Here is a 24,946-nt window from a genome sequence, read left to right on the forward strand (position 1 = left end):
GTTATGCCACCGGGCTGTCGCGGCGCACGGTGACGAACTCGTCGCCAGCGTGGATCTTGACCAGCTCCGCGGGATCGAGGTGCGTGGCTTCGCCAACCCGGGCCAGGTAGTGCTTGTCGGGGTCGACGCCGGCCAGTTGCAGCAACGCGGCAACCTCTTGGCCTTCGTCGTGGGTCGTGTACCCCAGGCCGTCGATCGTAAAAGGCACGAGTGGGCGACTGACGAAAACGTCGCCGGGGTGGATCCGCACGATGTCGCTGTCGCGGAAGAATGCCTCGTCACCCTCGTCATCAACGCGGGCGAGGTCGAAGTGGGATGCGTCGCGCCCGGCCAGTCGTAGCAGGGCGGCCGCTTCCTGGTCGCCATCGATGGTCGTGAACTGGCGGTTGTCGAGCGTGAATCGTATCCGGGTGTCTTGCGCGGTCATTGTCGTGGCCTTTCTTCGCGGGGCGATACCGTCTACCCTGGTGTCAGAAGTGCACCGTAGTGGAAATCTGCGGGTCTTGTCAACACTGTGGTGGACTACCACCACTCTGGTATATATGGAAGGTGGTTGAGATGGGCAACGCGCTAGGCGACCAACTACGAGAGGTCCGACGGATTCGTGGGCTGTCGTTGAAGGCGATCGCTGAGCCGGCGAAGATCTCGGTCGCGTATCTGCAGAAACTCGAGGGAGGTGAGGTGCAACAGCCGAATCCGAACGTGCTTCACCGCCTCGCGGCGGTGCTCGAGATGCCCTATTCGGCGCTCATGGAGTTGGCCGGATACGTGGTGCCCGAAGCGGGCGGCTTACTCGCTGCCACCACATTCGACCACGCCTTGAGCAGCTCAGACCTCAGCGAGGCGGAACGCAAGGCCGTCGCTGCGTTTATCGCTCACCTTCGAGATCAACGCACATGAATACGCAAGAGGGACCATGATTGAACCGCTGGATAACCTCAACGAGATCCGCGACATCGCGCAGTTGGTGCTGCGTAGGGCCGATATAGCCGAGCGGCTCCCGACGCCGGTAGATGACATCATCGCCAGCTGCGGGCTGGTCGAGTCTGACGACTACGTGTTCTCCGATAGCAAGATCGCGCAGGCGCCGCGTGAACTGCGCAAACTATTGCGCAGCGCGGGACGGAAGATCCGCGGCGCGCTCGACCGCCGCGAGCGAGTGCTACACGTGAGCCCGTCGATTGATCATCCAGCGCAGCGGCAGTTCGTGCGGTGCCACGAGGCCATGCATGACGCCCTTCCCTGGCAACGGGATCTCCTGGTCCTTGGTGATACCGCTCGCACGCTGGCGCCCGACGTTGAGCTTGTGTTCGAACGCGAAGCCAACCAGGGAGGCGCTGAACTGCTGTTTCAGCTCGATCTGCTGACACGGATGGCGCGGGATTATCCGATCGACATCTCGACACCGGTGCAATTGTCCGCCTTGTTTGGTGCCTCGATCCACGCGACTTTTCGGCGCTGGGTCGAGAGCAATGCCAGTCCCGTATGCGGGCTAGTGATCGATCCCAAACCTTTGATCGATATTCCGCCGACATACCGCCGCTACGAACTGGTGGAATCGGAGTCGTGGACGCAACGCTACGGGCCCAACCGGTTTCCTGCCCGGTTGGATTCGAGTCGGCATGGCTTTTTAGCCCCGTTGGGGTTACCGGGGTCGACTGACATCAACCTCTCTTGGGGCCTGCACGACCGCAATGCCGCGATGACAACAGTGAAGGTTCAGTCGCTATCCAATACCTACCGAGTATTTGTGCTGCTGTGGTTGCCCACCAAGGAATCGTTCATCGCGCGCCACCGAGCTCGGCCGCGTCTCGTGGTGGGCTGAGATGGCGGCGTCATGCACCGCCCGGTCAGTCCAGTCGAGTGCAGCTCACCGCGGCGGCGCTCTCCCATAGCCACAAAGATGTCAGCCCGACGTGCTTACATGCCGTAAGTTCCAACAACGCAAGCCGGAGAAGGATAATCCGATGTCTAACGCAGTGCTACCGCAACTGTCCACTGACAAAACGACCGCTCAGCTGCCCTCCAATCCGAACGATCTACTCAGCGCCAGCGAGAAACACAAGCTCACCGAGGATCTCGCGAAGCTCGCCGACCTTCGGCGCGACGCCGAAACCGCTTCGGCAAGTTTGCGACTAGCCTGATCGAAGGCGAACCGTGCAGCTGCCTGGCTGGAACGACCCCGATCCAGCCGAGGTCTATCACCCGACTACAGATGCCGAATGGTATGCGGCGCTGTCGCGCTACCTGGAATCGCTCAATGACGCACCACTAATGCGCTGCGTCGAGGTCGCACGCTCCCATGGAGCCGCAACCCTCGTGATCGAGACCAGATATTTGGACATCGACTACCGCAGCGAATTCTCGGCTTACTATTCACGCCAGTTCGCTGATGTCCCCGATTCTGCCCATCGCTTGCATTTCTTCGGCAAACACCTCGAACCGCAATCGCTGTGGCAACTCGACGCCGAACACGGCTACATCGGATACGTGGTCGTGCGCCCGGCAGCGACCGGCTTGGTCTCTCGGGCCCTCCTTCCGCCCCCACCGGACCTTGAGTCAGCGGTCCGCACGTCGGTGACCGAAAACGTGAACTTCTTCGGACAGCAACTGCCGGTTCGTGGAGTGCCGTTTGCACAACAAGACGCCCAACTTGGCGCGTGCGCGCAAGCAGCCGCATGGATGTGCCACTTCACTGCGTTTCTGCGAGGCGATACGGCCAGGCGTACGAAAGCCGACTTCTCATTGAAGGCCGACGCCAGCTTGCAACCGAACCGCGCCCTCCCGAGCGGCGGACTCACAGTGACCCAACTCAGCGAACTATTTCGCACATTCGAAATTCCAGCCATGTACTACCTCGTGGGCGATTTGCCCAGCCCGCAATTGCCCTGGCAGGCACCCGATCCCACCGGTCGGCCTGAGTTGGCTGGAACTTGGGATGGGTCTGCTGCACGATCAGGTGACATCTGAGTTGGCTTGCCCGTGGCGGGTGGGCTGGAAGGATGTTCCTGTGCCCAAGCCCTACCCTCGCGAGTTCCGTGACGATGTCGTCCGGGTCGCTCGCAACCGCGACGACGGTGTGACGATCGAGGCGATCGCCACCGATTTCGGGGTCCACCCGATGACGCTGCACAAATGGCTACGCCAAGCCGATATCGACGAGGGCGCCAAACCCGGCAGAAGTACCGGCGAGTCCGGTGAGCTGCGGGATGCGCGGCGTCGGATCAAGCTCCTCGAGCAGGAGAACGAGGTCCTGCGCCGGGCTGCGGCCTATCTGTCGCAGGCCAATCTGCCGGGAAAAGGCTCTACCCGCTCGTAGCTGAGCTCGCCGCCGACGGGATCCCCGTCGCGGTGACGTGCCGGGTACTCAAGCTCACCCGCCAGCCCTATTACCGCTGGCTGGCCAAACCGGTGACCGATGCCGAGATCGTCGAGGCCTACCGCGCCAACGCCCTGTTCGACGCTCATCGCGATGACCCGGAGTTCGGATACCGCTACCTGGTCGAAGAGGCATCCGATGCCGGCGAGCCGATGGCGCAGCGCACTGGTTGGCGAATCTGCACCCAGAACCGGTGGTGGAGTGTGTTCGGTAAGAAACGCGGTAAGAACGGCAAGGTCGGGCCACCGGTGCATGACGACCTTGTCGAGCGGGACTTCACTGCTGATGCACCAAATCAGCTGTGGCTCACCGATATCACTGAACATCGCACCGGCGAGGGGAAGCTCTACCTGTGTGCGGTCAAGGACGTGTTCTCCAACCGGATCGTGGGCTACAGCATCGACTCGCGGATGAAGTCCAGATTGGCCACCGCCGCGCTCAGTAGTGCGGTGGCACGCCGTGGCGAGGTGGCCGGCTGCATTCTGCATTCCGATCGTGGATCTCAGTTCAGGTCAAGAAGATTCGTCCGTACTCTGGGCCGCTACGATATGGTTGGGTCGATGGGCCGTGTCGGAGCGGCCGGCGACAATGCGGCCATGGAGAGTTTCTTCAGCCTGCTGCAGAAGAACGTCTTGGACCGTCGCTATTGGGCTACGCGCGAGGAACTGCGGATCGCGATCGTCACCTGGATCGAGCGGACCTACCATCGTCGCCGACGACAGACCGGCCTCGGGCGGTTGACCCCGATCGAATACGAAGCAATCATGACCACACCGGCCAGTCAGGCCGCGTGACCGAAACTGTCACCTGATCGTGCAGCAGACCCGATCATCGGATCGTCGCTGTCGCATGCCGGCACCTGAACTCCGGAAACCCCATCTTGGTCGGCACGCACAATCACGCGTTCATCCTGTGTGGCTATCGCCGATCCAACCAACCACGGCCCGGCTGGATCGAGTTCATTCGGCACGACGACCAGGCCGGCCCATACCTCGTTGTCCACAATGTCCTCAACGACATCGACCAACGTACGGGCAAGGTTTACGGGCCGTGGCGCACCATGCACGTGCCTGTGCCAGACAAGCTTTGGCTGGCTCCCGAGGCTGCCGAGCGAAAGGGCGGGCAGTTCCTACTTAACGCCTCAAACGTAATAGCAAGCGCCGCAGATGATCCACTCCCGTTCACCCCTCTTCAAGATCTCATCAATGGCAGGCAGCTCGCCCTGCGTACCTACGCGATCCGTTCTAACGACTTCAAAGCCAACCTCGGTGCCAGGGCGATAGCCTCGCCGATCCAAACCGAATATCGCTTGGCTCGCCTACCACGATTCGTTTGGGTAGTAGAAGCCATCGACCGACAGCTACGCCAAGCAGGAAAACCCTGCGTCCTCGGCGAGGCGGTCCTCGACGCAACCTCATCAGACCATGCGCCACAAGAAATCGCGCTACACATCCACGGAGTGATGTGGCTACAGCAGACCAACGGCGGAATCCGCTTCCCCATCACCGGAGACGCCCAGCCCTATGACAGCGGCGGAGAAGGCGATCCCTGATCAGAGCCAGGTCGTAGACGTTCGCACAGGACGGCATGATTGGACGAACGAGAGTTCCGAATCGGTCGGCGCTCCGAGACCGCGTCCTCCGCTGCGAGTCGGACATATCTGGTCGACTGAACGCTCGGAGCCACTAAGCGCTCCCGCCCGGCCGGCCGATCTCGAGCAGTCCTGGGATTACACCCGCGAACGGTTCAGTGCCGACCGAGCACGACCGCGTCCCCCTTCGCCTGCAATACCCACTGATGTCGACAGATCGCCGCGCGGGACTGGCCACCCGCACCAACCCCGCACATCGCGGTTCGGGCACTTCGGTTCCCGCAACGACGACCAACCCGTACCGAAGACCGTCGCCCAAACAGTCCATCGTTTCGTCGGTAGCCTGACTGCGGCGGAGGGGGACAGATGGGTGTGAAAGTAGAACGGTTTGCGGACTCACCCGTGACGCGGGTGTCCCGATGGTGCTTCAACTGCTATCTGATCGACGGTGACGACGGGAATGTCGTTGTGGTCGATGCCTTTATGCCGAAACTGGTGGCCGACCTCGCCCCGTTGCTGGGCGACCGCCGGCCCGTCGCGGTGACCGCCACCCATGGCCATCCCGATCACCTCAGCGGCGCACCGGCGATCGCCGACCGGTACGGAGCCGGTATTCACCTGGCGGCCGAGACGGTCTCCTACATCAACGGTAGTGCCACACCCCGCACACCGAGCGTCGCCAAGCTCGCCCGAACTTGGCCGGTCCTGTTCGGCCAACCCTTCGACACCAAGGCCGCAGCCGGTTTCGTCGCGGCGTCGGCAACGGTCGGATTCGGCACTACGCGCGGCATGCTGTGGCCGGGACCAGAGCCCACTCTCGCCCTCAACGACGGCGACCGACTGCCCGGCGCCTCGGCGTGGACGGTGATCGCTGTGCCCGGTCACACCGATGACGGAATTGCGTTCTGGCACACAGACTCTCGGACACTACTGTCAGGGGATGCGGTCATCACCATGTATGGCCGCCCGCGGTTCGCACCAGACACCATTGATGCAGCGGCCAGCGCCTGCACCGCAGCGCACCTGTGCTCCCTACACGTGGAACATGTACTACCTGGGCATGGACTGCCCTCTCACGGGATCAAGGTGCTGGACGCCGCCCGTTGATTACACGACGACCTTGGGGCGACCGCTGCTGCGAAGCGCAGTAGCCGTTCAGTCGCGGTGCAGATACAGCGTCCTGCGCCGATCGCCGGCGTAGGCCTTTGCCCAGGTATGCATTGCCGCCCACGATGATGCGTTCGCCTCCGCAGTATCGACGGTCTCACTGCCGAGCATTGTCCGATCGGCACCGCGAGAATTGAGGCGAAGCAAGGGTCGGCCGAACTGGCACTATCCAAGTAAATTAACCAGCCCTCGCGACACGTACGAACCTTGCCGATCGTCCATCAGGCGCTGACCAGGCGTTATGCAAGCTAGATTAACAAGCCACTGCGACACGCCCGAATTTTGTCAAAGTAGGCAGGCGTGTCTTGTGAATCTTGGCTGCATCTCGACAGCGCCTGTCGATTCTCACGACGGCTGTCTTTTTCTCGACCGTGATGCCATCTGTTGTCTGCCATTTTGGACATCGGCGTGAGATAAGTTGACTTGCGGCGTCCAACACAGCTCCGTCCTTCGGGCGGGCGTGTACGGGAGGGCTGTCGTACCGGCCCGGCATGATTCCTGGGCGGTGAGTTCGCGGCGCCAGGCGACTCGACGACGGTCGACACGACCGGCGCAGTGGTTCCGCCGGAGTAAGGGGATGCGATTGATGGTCGGCATTCGTGGCGAGCGGCGGGGAGCGCCGAGGCCCCACGACTACTTCGAAAGTGTTCCCGACTACACCGACACTCTTCCGGACTATAGGAGATTGGCCCGCGAAATCGGACAGGAGATCGCCGCCACCCGGCCGCCGAATGTCCTGGCGCACAACGGCCGGGCGTTCTGGAAGCTCACCGACGCCGACAGTGGAGCGCTGGCCTGGCTCGCATTCACCCGGCCAGATGCGCGGTCGGCACTAGCCCGGCGCAAGGTGTGGACACTGATCCCGTACCTGCAGGAATTCATGGCGAACTGGTTCGTCAGTGTCGACCACGCGCTCACCGAACAGAGCCAGTGGATTCACACGAACATCGACGTTTATGAGGCACGCGAACTGGCACTGCTGGTGCCACAGCCGACCGCCGGGGACATAAAGCGGATTACCCGACCCGAAGCGGTGCTGACTCTCGACGACATCGACCGGCACAAAGTGACGACCGTACTGGGCAAGGGAACCGCACATGCGATGAAGGCTCGGCGATGACTCACCCGAACAAACAGGGATTCTGGGAGTGGGCGTACGACGACCTGCGCGCGAACATTACCCGCGGCGTGCTGGCTGAGTACATCGTGGCCAAAGCCCTCGGCATTCGCCACACGAATCGCATCGAATGGGACCAGTACGACCTCGAGATCGGCGATGTCAAGGTAGAAGTGAAATCAGCTGCCTACGCCCTGCATCATCGTCCTCAGGCTTCCTTCGCGCCCTGTGACTCCCGGGCCTCGGCGGCTCGGTCGGCCAGGGCCTCGCCGGCTCCCGCGTACAGGTGTACGACGATATCCACGCCAAGCTCCTCCAATTCCTCCACATCTTCGCGGTAGAGCGCGACCGCGGCCACCGTGGCCTTGTGGTAGCCGATGCGGCGCAGCTCCCGGAGCGCATCGATGTTGGCGTGTTGCGAGGGCATGGCCAGCACGATGATCTCGATCAGCCCGGTGCGCACGACGCGAGTCCAGAAGTCGTAGTCCGTGGCATCGCCCTCGACGATGTTGACTCCCTGCTCCTGTAGGGCGTGGACGCGCTGCGGGTCGTGTTCGACGCCGAGCACCTTGTAGCCGTGCTCCTCCTCGAGCTGGGCGCAGGTCGCCCGGCCGACTCGTCCCATGCCCAAGACGATGGCGGTCGCGTCCCCGACCTCGACGGGTCGGTCCTCGGGGTGGATCTTGTCCGGCGGCCGGGCCGGCAACCGCTGCGCAATCCGTGACGCCCAGGACACGGTTCTCGGGTTGACCACCGACGACACGATGAACCCGGCCGATACAGCGATCACGAGCGAGAGCAACCAGTGGGGCGAGAGCCACCCGGCTTCGGTCCCTATCGCGGCGACGATGAGTGCGAACTCCGAGTAGTTCGACAACAGCAGGCTCGCCAGGACACTCGTGCGGTTGCGCATCCCGATGAGCCACAGCACCACCCAGTAGAAGATCGCCTGGAGCGGAAGGAGCAGCAGGAGCAGCAGGCCGACCGTGACGTTCTGCAGGGTCGGCAGCCCCTGGAACCCGATGCTGACGAAGAAGCCGACCAGCAGCAGTTCCTTCACCGTGAACAGGGTGGTTGACAGCTGGTCCGAGCCGGGCCGGGGCGCCAGGATCAGCCCCATGACCAGCGCCCCGAGGCTGCCCGAGAGGCCGAGCCATTCGAAGAGCGCGTAGCCGGGGATCAGCGCCATCGCGATCCCGAACAGCGCTCCCATCTCGCCCTGCCCGAGGCGGTACCAGTCCTTGGTCACCCAGGCCAGGACGGGGATCACCACGATCAATCCCAGCGTCAAGATGCTGGGCGCCTCGCCCCGCGACACGGAGATCACCGCGACGGCGGCGATGTCCTGCAGGATCAGCACCCCGATGCAGATGTTGCCGTAGAGCGCCTGCTCGTCGCCGCGGTCCTGCAGGATCTTGACGACGAAGATGGTGCTCGAGAATGAGAGCACAAGGGCGAGGACCGCGAGGATGTGGAGTTCCTCGGGCCCGAACGCGCCCAGCGCACTCATCGCCGCGAGGAAGGCCGCGCCGATCACCGTCATCAAAAGCATGTGGGCCCCGGCAGTCAGCCAGACGGCCTTTCCGAGGAGAGTGCGCAGGTCGAGGCGCAGGCCGATCGCGAAGAGCATCAGCGTCACACCGATGTCCGACATCAGCGAAAGCTCTTCAATCTGGGGGACGCCCATCGCATTGAGGGCGAACCCCGCGGCGAGGAACCCGACCAGCGGTGGCATCTTGACCAACCGGGCGGCCAGCCCGAGGCCGAATACGACCGCCAGGTAGGTCACGACAATGTCCATGGCCAACACTGTGCATGGTCACCGCCGACGCGGCGATGAGGGGTGGGGATTAGCGCGTCGCACTACCCCTTGAGTGGACTCGGGCATGTCCGTCTGGTCGAAGGCTACGGTGGGTCTCGACCGTCGCCGTCCCCGGTGACGGCACCATGAGGAGCGTCGATGATCAGCGCGGAACCGCACATTTACATCACTGTGCCGTCGGTACGGATCTGGATTCGGGCCAACCGCGGGACCGCGGTCGCGGCGGTCGTGGCCGCGGCGGTGCTGGTGGGTGTGATCGTCCTGGGTATTTTCTGGGTGATTTGACGTGGTGCATGTCCCAACATCCGTGACTTCGGGCTCACCGCCGATCGCGAACTGCTTGCCGACGTCTGGGATCTCGCTGACGAGATGAGGGCCGAACTGAGCACCTGATCGGGTTGGTCGCGGCACCCGTCCCGCTCTGTCACTGACCGGCCTCGATAGCCACAACCTTTACGGCCGCTTCTTCTCCGCAGAGGCGTTGCAGGTCGACAGGCCCGGCGGCGAGCAGGGCATCGATACGTGTGTGCAGGTCCCCTGAGGTGAGATGGGCGTAGAGGTCGGTGCCGGGGCATGAGGTGTCGGCGAAGTCGCGGTGTCCGCCGAGGGTGCCGCTGGCGAGGTGGAATTGTTGGGCGGCCCAGGCGAATGCTGTTGCAGCACCGTTGAGTTGATTTTCGGAGACGGTTTCCTGGTCGAAGTCGCCCTCACACAGAACCAGGAAGTGGCCGGCCGGGTCGTAGTTGGTCGCGGTGTCGCCGGCGATATCCGGGCTGCGCAACTCGTACATGTTGCCGTTTCGGTCGACGCCGACGTGGTAGGCGATGTCGATCCAGCCCCGGTCGTTCTGGTGGAAGCGCTGGTGCTGACGTAACCGGCTGGGAGCAAGCCGATTGTCGCCGAGAACAACTGCGGTGTGGTGCAGTGTCATTCGGCTGATGGTGTGCGGACGACCACCTGGCCGCGCCGGCGCCGCACCCCACGCCTGCCTGCAGATCTCGACCATCGGCTGCCCGCTTGCCATCGGCGTGACAGGTAGAGCCGGTTCGACCGGGAGCGGACTGACCGCGACGGGCTGTGGAGGTATGCCTGGCGCGGCGCTCGTCGGCGCTGCGGTGGACGTCGACAGCGGTGGGGCGTTGTCGGCACAGGCGCCAAGTGTCGCGGCCAATCCGAGGCTGCCGCTGAGCTGCAGCATCCGTCGACGGCTCAGGGCGTCAAGCCGTGTTCCGGATCCACGGCTCGGCTGCGTGTCCATCGTCGTCACGATACGCAGCCAATCAGCATGGGAGGGACCGATTGCGGTCAGTGGCCGAACCGCGCCTCACGCAGGCACACTCACCGCCCCGGCCATCTCCAACTCGCACAACGCATCTTCGAGATGGCCGAGCAGTCGCTGCAGGTGCGCCACGTTGCGCCGGCACCCGATGAGGCCGAATCCGATGGTGTCGGCATAGCTGATCACCGTGATGTTCAACGACTGACCCTCGATCGGCATCGACACCGGGTACCAGCCCTCCATCTCGGCGTCGCCCCAGTAGAGCCGATTGCGCGGCCCCGGCACATTGGAGATCACCACGTTGTAGGGCGGTGGTGCGGTTGCCGCGAAGCCGGGGATGGCGTTGAGTGCACTCGGCCCGATCGAGGTCAGCATGCCGATGGTCGACAACTGCAGGGCGCTGCGGCCCCGCATGGTCTCCTTGGCGGTGAGCATCGATGCCCGGATGCGGGCCAATCGTTCGGCCGGGTCGGCAATGTCGGTGGCCAGCCGGCACAGCACCATGGTGACCGCGTTGCCCTCGCTGCCGCTGGCCCGCGGTAGCCCTACGGGTACTGCGGAAACCAGTGACTTCTTGGGCAGTTCCTCACTGGCATTGAGGTATTCGCGCAGGGCGCCCGCACACATCGCCAAGATGACATCGTTGAAGGTGGCGCCGTGAGCCTTGGCGACGGATGAGATCCGCGCGATCGGCCAGGACTGTGCGGCGAACCGTCGCGCCCCGGTCAGTGGCCGGTTGAGCGCTGATCGCGGTGCGGTGAAGGGGAGCGCGGCGTCCGCGTCCCACACACCCTTCACCGCGACGTCGGTGACAGTCGGGCCGATGCCGATCACGCTGCGGGCGATCTCAGCTGCTCGACTCAGCGTCGACGGCGCGGGATCGGTGGGGTGCTTGTCGAGATTCGGTGTCCAGAAGGGCGTCAAGACGGTGCTCGGCTCCTCGGACATGATCCGCATCGTCGAACGGACCCCGTTGATCCCGTCAGTCAGGGCGTGGTGCATCTTCGAGTAGACCGCAAACCTGTTGTCCTCCAAGCCCTCGATGAGGTGGAACTCCCACAGCGGCCGGTGCCGATCCAGCAGGGTGCTGTGCAGTCCGGCCACCAGAGCCAGTAGCTCACGCACCCGTCCGGGCCTGGGCAGCGCCGACAACCGCACGTGGTATTCCAGGTCGACTTCGTCGTTGCGCTCCTCGACCCAGCGCAGGGCGCCGGTCATCGGTCCCGGCCAGGCCGGCTTGCGGCGGTACAGCGGGGAGAGCTCGGTGCATTCGAGCAACCGTCGGTGCAGGCTCTGCACGTAGTCCTCCGGAGCGCCCTCGGGCAGCTTGAAGACGTGCAGTGCACCGATATGCATGGGGTGCTCACGGGTTTCGGAGGTCAGGAACATCGCATCGAGTGGGGGGATGAACGTCATGGCAACGTCTTTCGTGTGGTGGGAGGTTCGGAGTGTGTGGCGTTCTGCGCGATCAGGTCCACGATGCGGTCGACCACGCCCGGCGCGATGTCGTGCCCCATACCGTCGATCGTGACGTGTCGGGACCCGCGGATGGCCGCTGCGGTCGCCCGACCGCCGCTGGGCGCCACGATGCGGTCACGATCACCATGAATCACCAACGTGGGAGCGCTGATTCGGTGTAGTTCGGCGGTGCGATCGCCGGAGGCGAAGATGGCGTTCATCTGCCTGGCGATCCCATTCCCGGAGCCCTCCTTCAGGCCCCGGTCCCAGGCGCGGGCGGCGTATTCCGCCGCGCCGGCTTCGTCGAGCTGAAAGCCGGTGCCCTGCAGGTGCCGCATCAGCCGCAGATGCTGGCGCACCGCCTCGGCTCGGGTGCGTGATCCGGGGTTGGCCAGCTTCAGCAGCGTGGAGACCGCCGACTGGCCGACCTTCTTCGAGCCGGTGGTGGAGAAGATCGATGTCAGCGAGATCGTCCGGTCCGGATAGCGGGCCGCGATCGTCTGGGCGATCATTCCGCCCATCGACATGCCGACCACGTGGCTGCGGTCCAGCCGGAGGTGGTCGAGCACCGCGACGGCGTCGGCGCTCATATCGGCCAGGTCATAGCCGCCTCGTAGTGGACGCTTGCACGCCCGGCGCAGCAGGCTCGGTGCCGGATCGTCGGACGGGGTGGTCCGGCCGACGTCGCGGTTGTCAAAGCGGATGACGTAGAAACCCTGTGCGACAAGGCCGTCGATCATGTTTTGCGGCCACGAGGTCAGATCCAGAGTCAGCCCGGCGATGAGGAGCAGCGGTGCACCGGATGGATCTCCGTCGGTCCGGTAGCACACCTGCCGACCCGCGCCGGCGGCGCAGAACTGGTCGCTCATGCCGACACTCCCGCCAGCGCGCGCCGACCGGTCCGGACGGCGGAGGAAGCGAACCGCAGATGCGGGTCGGTCACCGGTCCTTTGCGCAGTGCCTTGACGTCGGACTCGTAGCTCATCGACATGGTCCAGGGGCCACCGTCGCCCTGCTTGGGCAGCAGGTGCAGGGCACGCTGCACGTAGCCGGCCGAGAAGTCCAGCAGCGGACGGGCTTCCATGGCAGGCCCGGACACCTCGGGCGCCACCGTGTCGTACCCGTGGGTGTCCATGTGGGTCAGCAGTCGGCAGAAGTGCTCGCACAGCAGGCCGATCTTCAGCGTCCAGGACGAGTTGGTGTAGCCGACGGCGAAGGCGAAGTTCGGCACGCCCGAGAGCATCATGCCCTTGAACGCGAACGTGTCTGCGATGTCCACCGGTGAGCCGTCCACGCTGAGCGACACCCCGCCGAACATCTGCAGGTCCAAACCCGTTGCGGTGACGATGATGTCGGTGTCCAGGTGCTTGCCGGACTCGAGCTGGATCCCGGACTCGGTGAATGTCGCGATGCGATCGGTCACCACTGATGCCTTGCCGGTACCGAGGACCTTGAACAGGTCGCCGTCGGGGACCGCGCACAGTCGCTGATCCCACGGGTTGTAGTCGGGGTTGAAGTGCTCATCCACCGGGTAGCCCTCGGGCAGATCCTTGGCGTTGAGATGACGGATCAGCTTCTTGGCCGCGGTGGGGAAGGTCTGGCAGAACGTGTAGACACCGCGCTGCTTGAGGATGTTCTTGCGGCGCGATAGCGCGTAGCCGCGCTTGTCGCCGAGCACCTTCTTGGCGGTGTTGGCGAAGACGTCCTTGCTCGGCACCGACATGACGTAGGTGGGCGAGCGCTGCAACATGGTGACGTGTGCGGCGGTGCCTGCCATGGCGGGGATCAGGGTCACCGCGGTGGCGCCGCTGCCGATGACGACGACCTTCTTGCCGGTGTAGTCCAGATCCTCGGGCCACTGCTGCGGGTGCACGATCTGGCCGGCGAAGCGGTCGCGGCCTTCGAACTCGGGTGTGAAACCGCGGTCGTAGCGGTAGTAGCCACCGGCCATGAAGATCCAGTTCGCGCTGAATTGCACCAGTTCCTGGGTTTCGCTGTTCTCCACGTCGACGGTCCAGCGCGCGTCGGCACTCGACCAGGCCGCGCCGAGCACCTTGTGGTGGAACCGGATCTTCTCGTCGATGCCGTTCTCCGAGGCGGTCTGGCGCAGGTAGGCCAGGATCTTGTCGGCGGTGGCGATGGCGTGCTCGTCGCGCCACGGCTTGAACTCGTAGCCGAAGGTGTGCAGGTCGGAGTCCGACCGGATGCCCGGGTAGCGGAACAGGTCCCAGGTGCCGCCGGTGGCGCCGCGCGCCTCCAGGATGGCGTAGGTCCGGTCCGGGTGCGACTGCTGCAGGTAGTACGCGGCGCCGATGCCGGAGATGCCGGCCCCGACGATCAGGACGTCAACCTGCTGGACGTGGGTGGGGGTGCGCTCCATGGCTACTCCTCGGTGGTGGGGCGAAGTCGATGGGTTAATCGTCGCGTCCGGGAGCATCGGACCAATAGGGCAATCCACAACAAAATGGGTGATATGCAGTGCATAGTGCACCAGGCCGCTACATTGATTCCATGCCACGACAGGATGGCGCCGCCATCTCCAGGAGAGGTAGAAGCGGTTGAGATTGCTCGGGATCATGCTGATCGGATTGCTACTCGCCGCCTGCACATCCGAGGACGCCGGCGAACCTCCGACCCCCACGACGACCCACGCGGCTCCCACCGCCGATCTCAGGTCGACGGTCAAGGAGGCCTATGTCTACGGCTTTCCGATGGTGGACAACTACCGCGTCATGCACGCGTACTTCGTTGACAAGGACAACCCGGAGTACAAAGGCGACTGGAACCAGATCCACAACATCGCGCGGGTGTACACCCCTTCAGACACGGCGGTGCAGACACCCAACTCCGACACCCCGTACTCCTGGCTGGGCGTGGATCTGCGCAACGAACCGCTGGTGCTGACGGTCCCGCCGGTCGAGGACAGCCGCTACCTCTCGCTGCAGTTCATCGACCTCTACACCACGAACTTCGCCTACGTCGGCACCCGCACCACCGGTAACGCCGGCGGGAAGTACCTGCTGGCCGGCCCGAACTGGCAGGGCGAGAAGCCCGCCGGGGTCGACGAGGTGTTGCGCTCGGACACCGAGTTGGGGTTGGTGCTCTACCGCACCCAGTTGTTCGACCCGGCGGACATCGACAACGTCAAGAAGATCCAGGCGGGTTTCGGGATCGAACCGTTGTCGGGGTTCCAGGACCAGCCGGCACCGCCGGCCGCCCCGGTCATCGACTTCCCGGCCCCGCTGTCGGCCGCAGACCAGCGCACCTCGCCGGAGTTCTTCGACATGCTGAACTTTGCCCTGCAGTTTGCGCCGATGCTACCGGACGAACAGGAGATGCGGGACCGATTCGCCTCGGTCGGCATCGAAGCCGGCAAGAAGTTCGACTTCGCCACCCGGAGCGCGGAGGACCAGCAGGCGATCCGGGACGGCATGGCCGATGCCCTCGCAGAGTTTGATGCCTTCAAGAAGAACCAGGTCGACACCGGCAAGGTGGGCTCCGCCCAGTTCTTCGGTACCCGAGCCGATCTGAACGGCAACTACCTGTACCGGATGGCCGGGGCGGTCCTGGGCATCTACGGCAACACCGCGGCCGAGGCGCTCTACCCCGCGGCCTTCTTCGATTCCACCGGGGCACCCCTTGACGGCAGCAATCGCTACACCTACCGGTTCGCTCCGGGACAGCTGCCGCCGGTCGATGCGTTCTGGTCGTTGACCATGTACAACGTGCCGCAAAACCTGCTCGTGGCCAATCCGATCGACCGGTACCTGATCAACTCCTCGATGCTTCCCAACCTGGTCAAAGATCCCGACGGCGGTGTGACGCTGTACCTCCAGCGCGAGTCTCCCGGCGCGGAGAAGGAAGCCAATTGGCTGCCCGCACCGGAGGGCCCGTTCGTGGCCGTCCTGCGGATGTATCTGCCCAGACCGGAGGCCCTGGACGGCCAGTGGCAGCCGCCGAAGCCACAGAAGGTGTAGGAACCTCCCTCGATCTGCTACGGTGTCGGCTTCCGTGTCAGACCACTCAGTCCCACGGGTTGGACAAGGCCGATGCCGCTTCCGTAACCTTTTCGTGATCTAAGGCACGTGGACAGGCAGTTCGACTGGGACGATGCCGACAGCAGTCAAAGGATGCGCAGTCGTGAAGTTTCAGTCCCCGTTTGTGCCGAAATCTGTTGCCTACAAGCCGGTGGTCGGTGTGATCGTCGGATTCGCGGCGCTCAGTGTGGTGTGGGGCGGCGCGGCGTACGCCGAAACTGACCAGGACCGGGTGGCAAACGTCAACGAGATGGCGCGCCAGGCCGAACAGTTGTCGGAGACCATCCTCAACGCGCAGCCGGATCTCGACAAGAAGCGGAAGCTGCTCAGCGCGGCGGACCAGAAGTACACCGACGATCTGGCCGCCCTCGATGCGACCAGTGCGCAGCTGGCCACCTACCAGCGTACCGCCGACAAGATGGTCGCCGCGGTGTACATGGGCGGGCGAACTGACGGCTTCAGCGCCATGCTGACCGCCGGCTCGCCGACCAGCATGATCGACAAGCTGGTCGTTCAGCGGGCGATGGGCACCCAGATTTCCGGGCAGATGCAGAGTTTGCGCCGGGTCAACCAGGAGGCGCAGGACATCGAGGCGGCCTCGGCAAAGTCGGCAGCCGACGCCAAGTCGGCCGTCGACGCTGCGGTGGCCCTGCGAGCCGACCTGCAGAACCAGCAGACCCAACTGCGGGCAAAGTTGGCCGCGGTCAACGCGAGCTATGCCATGCTTCCCCCTGCGCAGCAGGCGATGGTGACCCCTCCATCGGCGAAGGCCGTGGCGGCGGTGGGCCCGGTCGGGCCCATCCCCACGGTCGGGATGGGCGGTCTGGTCCCCAAGTCGAGGGTGATCCTGGACTACATCCAGGCCACCTACCCCGGTGTGAAGTCGATCGGCGGCGTGCGTGCGGACTCGCTTCCGGATCACCCGAGCGGGCGGGCCCTGGACATCATGATCGGCTCAGACATGGCGCTGGGCGATGCCATCAACGCCGACCTCAAGAGTCAGGCGGCACGCTTCGGTATCGATTACACGATGTGGCGGGTGGCAGCTCACTTCGACCACGTCCACGTCACGGTCTCCTGAGACCCGAGCAGTTCGCGGCTTTCGATCGCCTAGATCCGTCCGCCGGGGAACATCGTCTTGACGGCTTCGGTGAGGGTGTTGCGCGCGTCGGCGGCGTCGCCGGGTTCCAGGGAGCTGATAGCCAGCACATAGCGGCGTTCGGGCCCGATCGCTCCGGTGGAGACGTGTAACTGATTGGCGCCGTTCCAGCAGCAGAACCATCCCTGCTTGACCGCGACCGGCTCGGCGTAGAGCCCGTCCGGGATGCCGAAGCGCTGAGGGTATCCGTCGGTTCCCGTCGGTGTGGATTGTGCGAGGGCGGTCATGATCACGTTGACCTGTTCAGGCGGCAGGCCGCCACTGCCGTCCAACAGCTTGTCGTAATAGCGGACCAGGTCGGTTGCGGTGCTCTGCGTGACGTCCCAGTGCCCGTTGTAGGGCGCGGTGGTGCCGGACAACCCGTACCGGGCCACGATGCGCGAGATGACAGCGTTGCCTCCGCTGCGATCCCAGAACGTCTGGGCTGCGCCGTCATCGGAGGAGCTCAGCATGATGTCGAGCGACTTGTGGTCGGCAGCAGTCAGTTTCGTCTCGCCTTTCGATTCCTGCAGCAGCAGGTCATCGGCGATGAACAGCTTGACCACCGAGGCGATCGGGAAGGGTTGGTTGGCGCCGTTGGAGACGATCTGGCCGGTATCGCGGTCCAGCACCACGATCTCGAGATCAGCTCCGGACTTGGCCGCATCGGCGGTGGCTTGACGCGTCCGGGCATCGAGTCCGTCGAATGACGCCTGCGGGGCCTGCGGGGCGATGACGGGTGCCTGGGCGATGTTCTCGACCGGGGGAATGCCCGAGGCCTGTGCCCCACAACCGTTGACGAGCATCGCCACAGTGACGAATGCGACGCCAGTCAGCACCGGTTCGGCCAGCCGCCTCCGCATATAACTCCTCCAAATGATCCATAGCCAGGGCAGCTGGGATGGACTCTGCGCCCGCCGGTTGTCCCAAGCCTAACCGGCCCCCCGGACGATCTGGGAGTCGACTGCCGGCGGCGGCACCGACGTCTAGCTGGGTGCTACGTGGGTGTTCAAGAATTGGATCTGGTCGGCGATGATGCGTTCGAAGGCGTCCCCGACGTAGATGTCGAAATGGCCTTCGGGATAGAGCTTGATCTCCCCGCGGGGGGCCTTGCGGGCGTGGCGCAAGGCCGCCTTCGCAGGGGCGACGCTGTCGCTTTCGCAGATGCAGAACAGAATCGGGCAGGCCACTTGGGCGGCTTTGCGGCCGGGAATGTAGAAGGTGATGCCCAACGCGATCCGGGCCGCGACCTCGTTACTGAACGGCGCTGTCGCGGGCACGAGTGCCAGGTAGCCGGGCTCGGCATCGGGGGCGGACATCAGCGCGGTCGATCCTGGGGGGCCCGCGGTGGCAACCATCACCGGGGCCTGACCGAATCTGGCGCCGATCGCGTCCCGCAACGCCAGAGCGGTGACCTTTGCCGAGGCCAACGGCGGCATCGCGAGCACCGAGGCCGGCCCGTCGGTGAACGGGCACTGGGAGACAACAGCGGTGATATTGCCGTCGCGGGCTGCGGCGGCAATGACGTGACCGCCTCCAAATGAACTGCCCCACAACACTACCCGGCTGGAATCCACTTCCTTCAGCGACCGGGCATAGGCGATCGCAGCCGCCCAATCGTCGAGCTGACGGCCGATATCGAGAAGTTGGCGAGGCTGTCCGTCGCTGTCGCCGAAGTGCCGGTAGTCAAAAACCAGGCAGGCATAGCCGGCGGCGCAGAAGCGCTCGGCGTAGGCGTCCAGACGCATGCCGCGCACCGCGCCGAGACCGTGCGCCATCACGATCACCGGTGCCGGGCCGCCCGCGGGTAGATACAACCAGCCACTGCACTCGACACCCCCAGACGGGAATCGCACATCAAGTCGCTCGGTCATGGGTGTTGCCTCCCTCAGGTTCGCCCGGGCGCGGGAACCGACACCCGGGATCATATGGGCTAAGGAACAAAGTTAGCTTGCTCGCGTGGCCCTGCGTCAGCGGGCGGACCGACTCCGCGCCAACGACACTCAAGCGCGTGAATTGGTTGCCACCGTGGTTCAGGTGCTCAGCACCGGCTTTCTCCGCAGATCGCGCGGACGCGAGGTCCGCCATCGGTCAGCCCGGGCCGGGAACTACACCTCGCCCGGCCAGCCCGTCTCCAGCTGAGACTGGCTCTCGATCAGTTGACGTTTCAATACCTTTCCCGTGGCGGTGCGGGGAAGCTGGCCGACGAATGTGACGTCACGTGGAATCGAGAAGCGGCTCAGGCGGTTTCGGATGTAGTTCTTGACCATGTCCTGGTCCAGCGAGGCCCCGTCGGCAACGACGACGAACGCGGCGAGACGTTGGCCGAACACCGGATCGGGAACGCCGATCACCGCCACTTCGGAGATCTGCGGTAGCAGCGAGAGTGCTTCTTCGACGGGCCGCGGGAAAACGTTCTCGCCGCCGGAGATGATCATCTCGTCGTCGCGTCCGGCGACGAAGAGGCGCCCGCCGGCGTCGAGGTAGCCGACGTCGCCGGTGTCCATCAGTCGGTCTTTGACGGCGGGCGATGCGGCGTTGGTGTAGCCGTCGAACAGCATGTCGTTCCCCACGAAGATGCGGCCGACAGCGCCGACGGGTACGGGGTCACCCGCTTGATCGAGGATGGCGACGCGGGTACCCAGCGGTGGTCGACCTGCGGTTGTCGGGGCAGCTCGCAGGTCGGTCGGATCGGCGATCGTTGCCCATGACACTTCGGTCGAGCCGTAGAAGTTGTACAGGATGTCGCCGAAGGTATCCATGAACTTGATGGCGGAGGCTCCGGGGATCGGTGACCCACTGCTGGCGACCACTCTCAGCGACGACGTGTCGTATCGATTGGTCACCGTGGCCGGCAACTCGAGTATGCGTTGCAGCATGACGGGGACGGCGATCAAGACGGTACAGCGGTGCTGCGCAATGGTTTTCAGACATTCTTCGGCGTCGAACCGTTCCATCAGCACTACCGTCGCCCGCAGCGGGGCACTCACCTGGAGCGCGGCCAGGCCCCACGAGTGAAACAGGGGTGCGGCCACCAACATCACCTCGTCGTGACGCAGCGGCATCCGCGACAACATCGCGGCGATCGTGCCGAAGCCTTGTGGTGTGGGCCGGCGCGCACCCTTCGGTGTGCCGGTCGTGCCCGAGGTGAGCACCACCAGCTTGCCCGGCTGCTTCGGCGGTGTCAGCGGCCCGTTGTCGGTGCCGGCCGCGATCAAATCGTCGATCGAACGCCGCTGCGGTACAGCCGGAGCGGGGCGCGTCGCGATGCGTGGAATTTCGGCCGGTAGATAACGCACCTGCTGCTCGAATTCGTCATCGACGAAGATGGCGTCGACCGCGTGGCGGCGGACGATCTCTTCGATCGGGTGCGCGGCCAGGCCGGTGTTGAGCAGCACCAGGTCGGCACCCAGCTTGCTGGCCGCCACCATGCACTCCACCATCGCCGAATGGTTGCGGGCGAGGAGCGCGAGCTTGCTGTTTGCGGTGAAGCCGACGGTGGTGAGGCCGGAGGCGATGCGGGTGGTGCGCTCAGCGACATCGGCGTACGTCGACTGTCCGAGGTTGTCGATCACCGCGATGTTGCGGGGCGATCGCACGGCGGCGGCGGTCAGGCCGCCGGCCAGGGTGAACCCCCACTTGGCCAGGGAGTTGAGTTGTCGCAGCGCGCGATCCGGCCGGGATGCCCGCACGACACCGCTGACCACCATCGTCTTGGCGACGCTGAGTTGCAGTGAACGCATGTCGCCCGTGTTCACCAGTAGCGACGATTGCTTGCCGGCTAAATAGTCCGCAATTCGCTGCAGGCCGTCTCGGACCCAGTTCTCGACGGTGCTGTCGTCGATCTTGGCCAGGTCAGGGTGGAGTCGGCCGACCGAGAACGCGGTCACGGCGATCCGGGTGTCGTTCGCCCCCGGGTTCAGCCGAATCGACACGCAACTGTCGGGCATGTGGGCGGCGCTGAGCAACATTTCTCTACCCGCTCGGCGAACCGTCAGGTGCAGCTGGTGAACCACGACAGTGCCCCGGGGAGTGCAGAACCGGACCTCGAACTGCTGCGCGTGGTCGGAGATCTGCTCACACGACCCGAGTCCGCGAAAAAACCGCGGATAACGGTCGGGTGACTGCAGGATCTCCCAGATATCCGGACATGGGTGATCCAGCCTCGTGTCGAAATCGATCACGTCACGTACCACGGTGGTCCTGCCAGTCGATCGTCTGTTCGCTCGGCTACCAACTGAGTGACCATATTGTGGTGCATCCGGCCCCGGTGCGGAGCAGTTCTGGCCCCAACCGTTTGACACTCACCCAAAGCGACAGGGGATAGGCTTCCTCTCGTGACGCCCACCGCTTCACGGCGTGAACTCCTCAGGTATGCCGCTGTGCTCGCCCCTGCGCTGGCCGTCCCGGGTGTGTTGGCGGCATCAGCCGGCACCCCCACGGCCTCCGCCGAGGGTCTGCAACTCGTCGATTTCACCCACCTGCTCGTCCAGCCCGAACAGATCAAGTCCGCGGGGTTCGGTGGAGCGCTGGTGTACGTATCCGAATTGCGGCCCGGCGCCACGTTCGATTTCAAACCTGTCACCCGCGACTACGCGGACCGACTCCGTGCCGCCGGGTTGCAGGTAGTCAGCTGCTACCAGTTCGGTAAGCCCGGGTGGCCGACGCCGTCGGACTTCACCCGCGGCTACGACGGCGGCGTGGCGGATGCCCAGACGGCGTTGGGGCTTCATACCGCGGCCGGCGGTCCGGCATCCGCGCCCATCTTCTTCAGCGTCGATGAGGATATCGACGCCGCAACCTGGAAAAGCCTGGCGGTCCAATGGTTTCGGGGGATCAACTCGGTCCTGGGGGTAGCCCGCACCGGAATCTACGGCGGCCGCCGTCAATGTGGCTGGGCGATCGCCGACGGTGTGGTCGGCGCCTCCAGCACGCCCGGCCACCGGTGGGCCTGGCAGACGAAGGCATGGTCGAGGGGTGAGCGTGAACCGGCGGCCGTGCTATTCCAACGGGAAGTCGTGACCGCGTCCGACCCGGGTTTCGTGATCGACGGTATTCATGTAGACGTGAACGACGTTCTCGCAGCCGATTACGGCCAATGGGATCTCGCCCGATAATGCACCTGGAGGAATCACTGTCATGACCGACACCGACATGCTGGAAGCTGTCGCCGCCACCGGTACCGCGATGGAGCAGGCGGTCGCGATCTTCATGCTGCACCCGGAGAACTTCGCTGCCAGCATCGCCGCCGGCTACCAAAACCCGTTGGCGGGGTATGTCGCCGGCCGTGGTGGCGTTCTGGGTGAGGCCACCGGCGCGACCGTCAGCGCTGTCTTCGCGGTGTTCGAACCCACCGGCCTCGCCGCGATGTGGGACGAAGGTGTCGCGGTGCGCGGCGCTGTCGGTGCGGCACAACAGTATTGGGGGCAGGCCGCGGAGTTCGGACGCAAGTACCTGGCCGGCGCCCAGGGGCTGGACCGCATCTCGGAGTTGGGCGAGAAGATCATCGCTGCGACGCCGATCGCGGGGCTTCCGCTGTTCGCCGGGTGGCGCGCGATGCCGTTGGCCGACGATGCCCCGGCGCGGGCACTGCAGGTGATGTTCGTGCTCCGTGAACTGCGTGCGGGTGTGCATTTCAATGCCCTCACGATCTCGGGTATCGCCCCGGTGGAGGCGCACATGCTCAACAAGGGGCCGCAGTACACCGCGATGTTCGGTTGGCCAGAACCCTTCGCCGACGGCGAAGGCAAGAAGGACCGGTACGCCGACATCGAGCAGGTGACCAACCGGCGGATGGTTGAGATCCTCGATGCCGCAATCGATCCGGCCGAGCTAGCGGAACTTGCCCGGCTGAGCACCGACGCGCTGGCCGCGTTCAAGGCCGCCGTCCCAGGCTGAACAGACCGTCCGTGCGGTTGAGTCGGGAGGAACGTGAGCGGGTGTTCGTGCTGGTGGCCGACGAGCGCCGGTCGATCGCCGCGCTGGTCGAGGGACTCGATGCAGACCAGTTGGCCACACCGAGCCTGTGCGCCGGCTGGGATGTCAAGACCGTTGCGGCTCATCTGGTCAGCGATTTCACCGACGGGTTCTGGGGGTTTCTGGCCAGCGGTGCCCGCCATGGCAACATCGACCGCGGCATCGACGCGCTGGCCCGCCGCCGGGCGATGGCTTCAGCCACCGAGATCGCCGAGATGCTCCGGCATGGGGCCGATCATCGACTCAGCCCGCCGGTCACCGGTCCGTTGTCGGGCCTGACGGACGTGTTGGTGCACGGCGCTGACATTCGGATACCTCTGGGACTTCCATATCAGCCCGATCCGCAACACGTCGCGCGGGTTCTCGATTTCCTCACCAGCCGAACGCAACTCGGATTCTTCCCGCACCGCCGTCTGCGCGGCATCGAGTTGCACGACGAGGACACCGGGCGGACGTGGGGTGAGGGCGCGGCCATCGCCGGTCCTGGCGTCGCGGTCATGCTGGCGGTGTGCGGGCGCACCGTCGCATTCGGCCGTCTGTCGGGTCCCGGTCTGCCCGTCCTGCAGTCGCGGCTGCGGTGAACTTCGAACACAGGTAGTCCGGTACTCACGACTTTCCGGGGCTCCGCCGTTTGACTTGCCACCACGTTCATCACCGTCCGCCGCGGCAGTAAGGGCGAGGTCGTCAAGGGTGTGCAGGTTCGGATGAATCTGCGTCAGGCGCCGCCGATCGCTGTCGACGGAGACTTCGGGCCCCGCACCGAGCAGGCCGTTCGAGAGTTTCAGCTCGGCCAGGGTTTCGATACCGACGGCATAGTCGGTCCGATCACGTGGCGCCGGTGCGTGTCCGGACCGGTGTAGCGTCCGGCCGTCAGCTGAAGCAGATGTTCAACGTGGCCAGGCCGAAGATCTTCTTGCCCTCGGACTTCGCCGCGACCAGGATGACGCCGGTACGGGTCTCGGGGTCCAACGACTTGATCTTTCCGCTGAACTCGATATCGCAGCCCTCCTTGGCCGACACGATCGCCGGCTGGGACAACCGCACCGCGTAGCGGGTAACGGCACCGGGGTCGCCCGACCATGCGGAGACGAACCCGGCACCCAGTCCCATGGTCAGCATGCCGTGGGCGATCACATCGGGCAGTCCGGCGAGCTTGGCGATCTCCTCGTCCCAGTGAATGGGGTTGGCATCGCCTGCCACGCCGGCGTAGTTCACCAGGTCGCCGCGGGACAGTCGGGTGTGGTGCACGCCGAGCTGGTCGCCGACCTTCAGGTCATCGAAGGACAGTGTTCCCGGCGTGCGGGTGACGCCTTCGGAGGAGATCCGCACCTCACCTTCGGGGCGGACGGTCTTCTGGTAATCGGCATCGGATGCGCCGATTCCGGAGAAGTCCACGTCGTGCATCATCGCGTTCTGGACGGCGGTCATCGTCGCCGGATTGATGTCGTCGGCGGTGACGCCGACGACGGTGGTGTGCAGCGTGTGGACCCGCTCGCCGGCAGTGTCGGTGAAGGTGTTGGTGACGGTGATCAAGTCGCGGCCGGCGATCCTGCGGACCGCCGTCAACTCGATGTCGATCTTCAGCTCGTCGCCGGCCACGATCGGCCGGTGCTGCTCGAAGACTTCCTCGGTCTGCAGGTAGGTGTCGTACCCGACGACCACCGATTCGAACATGCGCCGATTGCAGGCCATGGCCGGAGTCGACGTGAAGGTCAGCGGCGCGACCAGCCCGGAATACCCCAGCTTCGCGGCGGCGTCGACGTCCCAGTGGGCGGGGTGGTAGTCCTGCACGGCACGGGCGTACTCGCGTACCTTCTCGCGGCCGACCAAATACGGGCCATCGGCCTCGTAGTAGTGGCCGAGCCGGGCTTCGAGCGCCGATGCGTCTGGTGCGGTCATGAATGTGCTCAACTTTTCTATCGGCTTGTTCGCTGAAGCCGACGAAAGCACACTAACGTCTGTGCGGCGTTAGGCGTACAACC

The 24,946-nt window shown here is 64.7% G+C and carries 25 protein-coding genes; 15 read left to right on the forward strand and 10 right to left on the reverse strand.

The window, feature by feature from the left end:
• Window position 1: 1 nt before the first annotated feature.
• Entirely contained in the window at window positions 2–427 is a 426-nt protein-coding gene (locus tag G6N44_RS17910) for a hypothetical protein (RefSeq protein WP_163666188.1), read from the reverse strand.
• Window positions 428–558: 131 nt separating this feature from the next.
• Between G6N44_RS17910 and G6N44_RS17915 the strand changes: the two genes are divergently transcribed.
• From G6N44_RS17915 to G6N44_RS17950, 8 genes are all read left to right on the forward strand, one after another.
• Window positions 559–900: a helix-turn-helix domain-containing protein gene (locus tag G6N44_RS17915; protein ID WP_163666190.1), complete on the forward strand. Its 342-nt coding sequence runs from the start codon at window positions 559–561 to the stop codon at window positions 898–900.
• 16 nt (window positions 901–916) lie between these two features.
• Window positions 917–1,825, forward strand: coding sequence for a M78 family metallopeptidase domain-containing protein (locus G6N44_RS17920; RefSeq protein ID WP_163666192.1), 909 nt, complete (start codon window positions 917–919; stop codon window positions 1,823–1,825).
• Window positions 1,826–1,967: 142 nt separating this feature from the next.
• Window positions 1,968–2,144 (forward strand): hypothetical protein, encoded by a 177-nt coding sequence (locus G6N44_RS17925; RefSeq protein WP_163666194.1) that lies wholly within the window; start codon window positions 1,968–1,970, stop codon window positions 2,142–2,144.
• A gap of 13 nt (window positions 2,145–2,157) precedes the next feature.
• On the forward strand, window positions 2,158–2,970 hold the full coding sequence (locus G6N44_RS17930; protein ID WP_163666196.1) for a hypothetical protein: 813 nt from the start codon (window positions 2,158–2,160) through the stop codon (window positions 2,968–2,970).
• Window positions 2,971–3,010: 40 nt separating this feature from the next.
• Window positions 3,011–4,173 (forward strand): IS3 family transposase gene (locus G6N44_RS17935; protein WP_163660260.1). Its coding sequence is split into 2 segments (ribosomal slippage): window positions 3,011–3,295 and window positions 3,298–4,173, totalling 1,161 coding nucleotides; the frame shifts between segments, so codons are not numbered across the junction.
• Window positions 4,174–4,259: 86 nt separating this feature from the next.
• Window positions 4,260–4,931, forward strand: coding sequence for a hypothetical protein (locus tag G6N44_RS17940; protein ID WP_163666198.1), 672 nt, complete (start codon window positions 4,260–4,262; stop codon window positions 4,929–4,931).
• A gap of 405 nt (window positions 4,932–5,336) precedes the next feature.
• Window positions 5,337–6,077, forward strand: a complete 741-nt coding sequence (locus tag G6N44_RS17945) for an MBL fold metallo-hydrolase (protein WP_163666200.1) — start codon at window positions 5,337–5,339, stop codon at window positions 6,075–6,077.
• 646 nt (window positions 6,078–6,723) lie between these two features.
• Window positions 6,724–7,257 carry a hypothetical protein gene (locus tag G6N44_RS17950; protein ID WP_179964402.1) on the forward strand — a complete coding sequence of 178 codons (534 nt, stop codon included), beginning with the start codon at window positions 6,724–6,726 and terminating at the stop codon, window positions 7,255–7,257.
• A gap of 205 nt (window positions 7,258–7,462) precedes the next feature.
• Here the strand turns inward: G6N44_RS17950 and G6N44_RS17955 are convergent, their stop codons facing one another.
• Window positions 7,463–9,055, reverse strand: coding sequence for a cation:proton antiporter domain-containing protein (locus G6N44_RS17955; RefSeq protein WP_163666202.1), 1,593 nt, complete (start codon window positions 9,053–9,055; stop codon window positions 7,463–7,465).
• A gap of 159 nt (window positions 9,056–9,214) precedes the next feature.
• Between G6N44_RS17955 and G6N44_RS17960 the strand changes: the two genes are divergently transcribed.
• Window positions 9,215–9,361: a hypothetical protein gene (locus G6N44_RS17960; RefSeq protein WP_163666204.1), complete on the forward strand. Its 147-nt coding sequence runs from the start codon at window positions 9,215–9,217 to the stop codon at window positions 9,359–9,361.
• Between the two features lie 139 nt (window positions 9,362–9,500).
• Here G6N44_RS17960 and G6N44_RS29085 read toward each other — a convergent pair whose 3' ends face one another.
• The 4 genes from G6N44_RS29085 to G6N44_RS17985 form a co-directional block, all read right to left on the reverse strand.
• A complete protein-coding gene (locus G6N44_RS29085) occupies window positions 9,501–10,334 on the reverse strand; it encodes an N-acetylmuramoyl-L-alanine amidase (RefSeq protein ID WP_170309406.1) in 834 nt (277 codons plus the stop codon).
• A gap of 66 nt (window positions 10,335–10,400) precedes the next feature.
• On the reverse strand, window positions 10,401–11,771 hold the full coding sequence (locus G6N44_RS17975; protein ID WP_163666206.1) for a WS/DGAT/MGAT family O-acyltransferase: 1,371 nt from the start codon (window positions 11,769–11,771) through the stop codon (window positions 10,401–10,403).
• Window positions 11,768–12,682, reverse strand: a complete 915-nt coding sequence (locus G6N44_RS17980) for an alpha/beta fold hydrolase (protein WP_163666208.1) — start codon at window positions 12,680–12,682, stop codon at window positions 11,768–11,770. Before G6N44_RS17980 ends, G6N44_RS17975 begins: the two co-directional genes overlap by 4 nt.
• Window positions 12,679–14,193, reverse strand: a complete 1,515-nt coding sequence (locus G6N44_RS17985) for a flavin-containing monooxygenase (protein ID WP_163666210.1) — start codon at window positions 14,191–14,193, stop codon at window positions 12,679–12,681. Before G6N44_RS17985 ends, G6N44_RS17980 begins: the two co-directional genes overlap by 4 nt.
• 196 nt (window positions 14,194–14,389) lie before the next feature.
• Here G6N44_RS17985 and G6N44_RS17990 point away from each other — a divergent pair, with 196 nt between their 5' ends.
• Together G6N44_RS17990 and G6N44_RS17995 are read left to right on the forward strand one after the other, a co-directional pair.
• Entirely contained in the window at window positions 14,390–15,790 is a 1,401-nt protein-coding gene (locus G6N44_RS17990; protein WP_163670104.1) for a DUF1254 domain-containing protein, read from the forward strand.
• Between the two features lie 163 nt (window positions 15,791–15,953).
• The gene (locus G6N44_RS17995) at window positions 15,954–16,931 is read left to right on the forward strand and encodes a coiled-coil domain-containing protein (RefSeq protein WP_163666211.1); all 978 of its coding nucleotides are present in this window, start codon (window positions 15,954–15,956) and stop codon (window positions 16,929–16,931) included.
• A 29-nt stretch (window positions 16,932–16,960) separates the two neighbouring features.
• Here the strand turns inward: G6N44_RS17995 and G6N44_RS18000 are convergent, their stop codons facing one another.
• The 3 genes from G6N44_RS18000 to G6N44_RS18010 all read right to left on the reverse strand — a co-directional run bounded on the left by G6N44_RS18000 (window position 16,961) and on the right by G6N44_RS18010 (window position 21,184).
• Window positions 16,961–17,851 carry a serine hydrolase gene (locus G6N44_RS18000; RefSeq protein ID WP_163666213.1) on the reverse strand — a complete coding sequence of 297 codons (891 nt, stop codon included), beginning with the start codon at window positions 17,849–17,851 and terminating at the stop codon, window positions 16,961–16,963.
• 123 nt (window positions 17,852–17,974) lie between these two features.
• Complete coding sequence (locus G6N44_RS18005; protein ID WP_163666215.1) at window positions 17,975–18,862, reverse strand: alpha/beta hydrolase; 888 nt, start codon at window positions 18,860–18,862, stop codon at window positions 17,975–17,977.
• 234 nt (window positions 18,863–19,096) lie between these two features.
• Complete coding sequence (locus G6N44_RS18010; RefSeq protein WP_163666217.1) at window positions 19,097–21,184, reverse strand: AMP-binding protein; 2,088 nt, start codon at window positions 21,182–21,184, stop codon at window positions 19,097–19,099.
• A gap of 141 nt (window positions 21,185–21,325) precedes the next feature.
• Here G6N44_RS18010 and G6N44_RS18015 point away from each other — a divergent pair, with 141 nt between their 5' ends.
• From G6N44_RS18015 to G6N44_RS18030, 4 genes are all read left to right on the forward strand, one after another.
• The gene (locus G6N44_RS18015; protein ID WP_163666220.1) at window positions 21,326–22,105 is read left to right on the forward strand and encodes a DUF1906 domain-containing protein; all 780 of its coding nucleotides are present in this window, start codon (window positions 21,326–21,328) and stop codon (window positions 22,103–22,105) included.
• A 22-nt stretch (window positions 22,106–22,127) separates the two neighbouring features.
• A complete protein-coding gene (locus G6N44_RS18020) occupies window positions 22,128–22,886 on the forward strand; it encodes an SCO6745 family protein (protein ID WP_163666221.1) in 759 nt (252 codons plus the stop codon).
• Between the two features lie 11 nt (window positions 22,887–22,897).
• Window positions 22,898–23,545 (forward strand): maleylpyruvate isomerase family mycothiol-dependent enzyme, encoded by a 648-nt coding sequence (locus G6N44_RS18025; RefSeq protein ID WP_163666223.1) that lies wholly within the window; start codon window positions 22,898–22,900, stop codon window positions 23,543–23,545.
• A gap of 123 nt (window positions 23,546–23,668) precedes the next feature.
• The gene (locus tag G6N44_RS18030) at window positions 23,669–23,824 is read left to right on the forward strand and encodes a peptidoglycan-binding domain-containing protein (RefSeq protein ID WP_235682775.1); all 156 of its coding nucleotides are present in this window, start codon (window positions 23,669–23,671) and stop codon (window positions 23,822–23,824) included.
• Between the two features lie 10 nt (window positions 23,825–23,834).
• Here G6N44_RS18030 and G6N44_RS18035 read toward each other — a convergent pair whose 3' ends face one another.
• Window positions 23,835–24,863: a fused (3R)-hydroxyacyl-ACP dehydratase subunits HadA/HadB gene (locus G6N44_RS18035; protein WP_163666225.1), complete on the reverse strand. Its 1,029-nt coding sequence runs from the start codon at window positions 24,861–24,863 to the stop codon at window positions 23,835–23,837.
• Window positions 24,864–24,946: the final 83 nt, after the last annotated feature.

The organism is Mycolicibacterium alvei (assembly GCF_010727325.1).
Taxonomy (GTDB): Bacteria; Actinomycetota; Actinomycetes; order Mycobacteriales; family Mycobacteriaceae; genus Mycobacterium; species Mycobacterium alvei.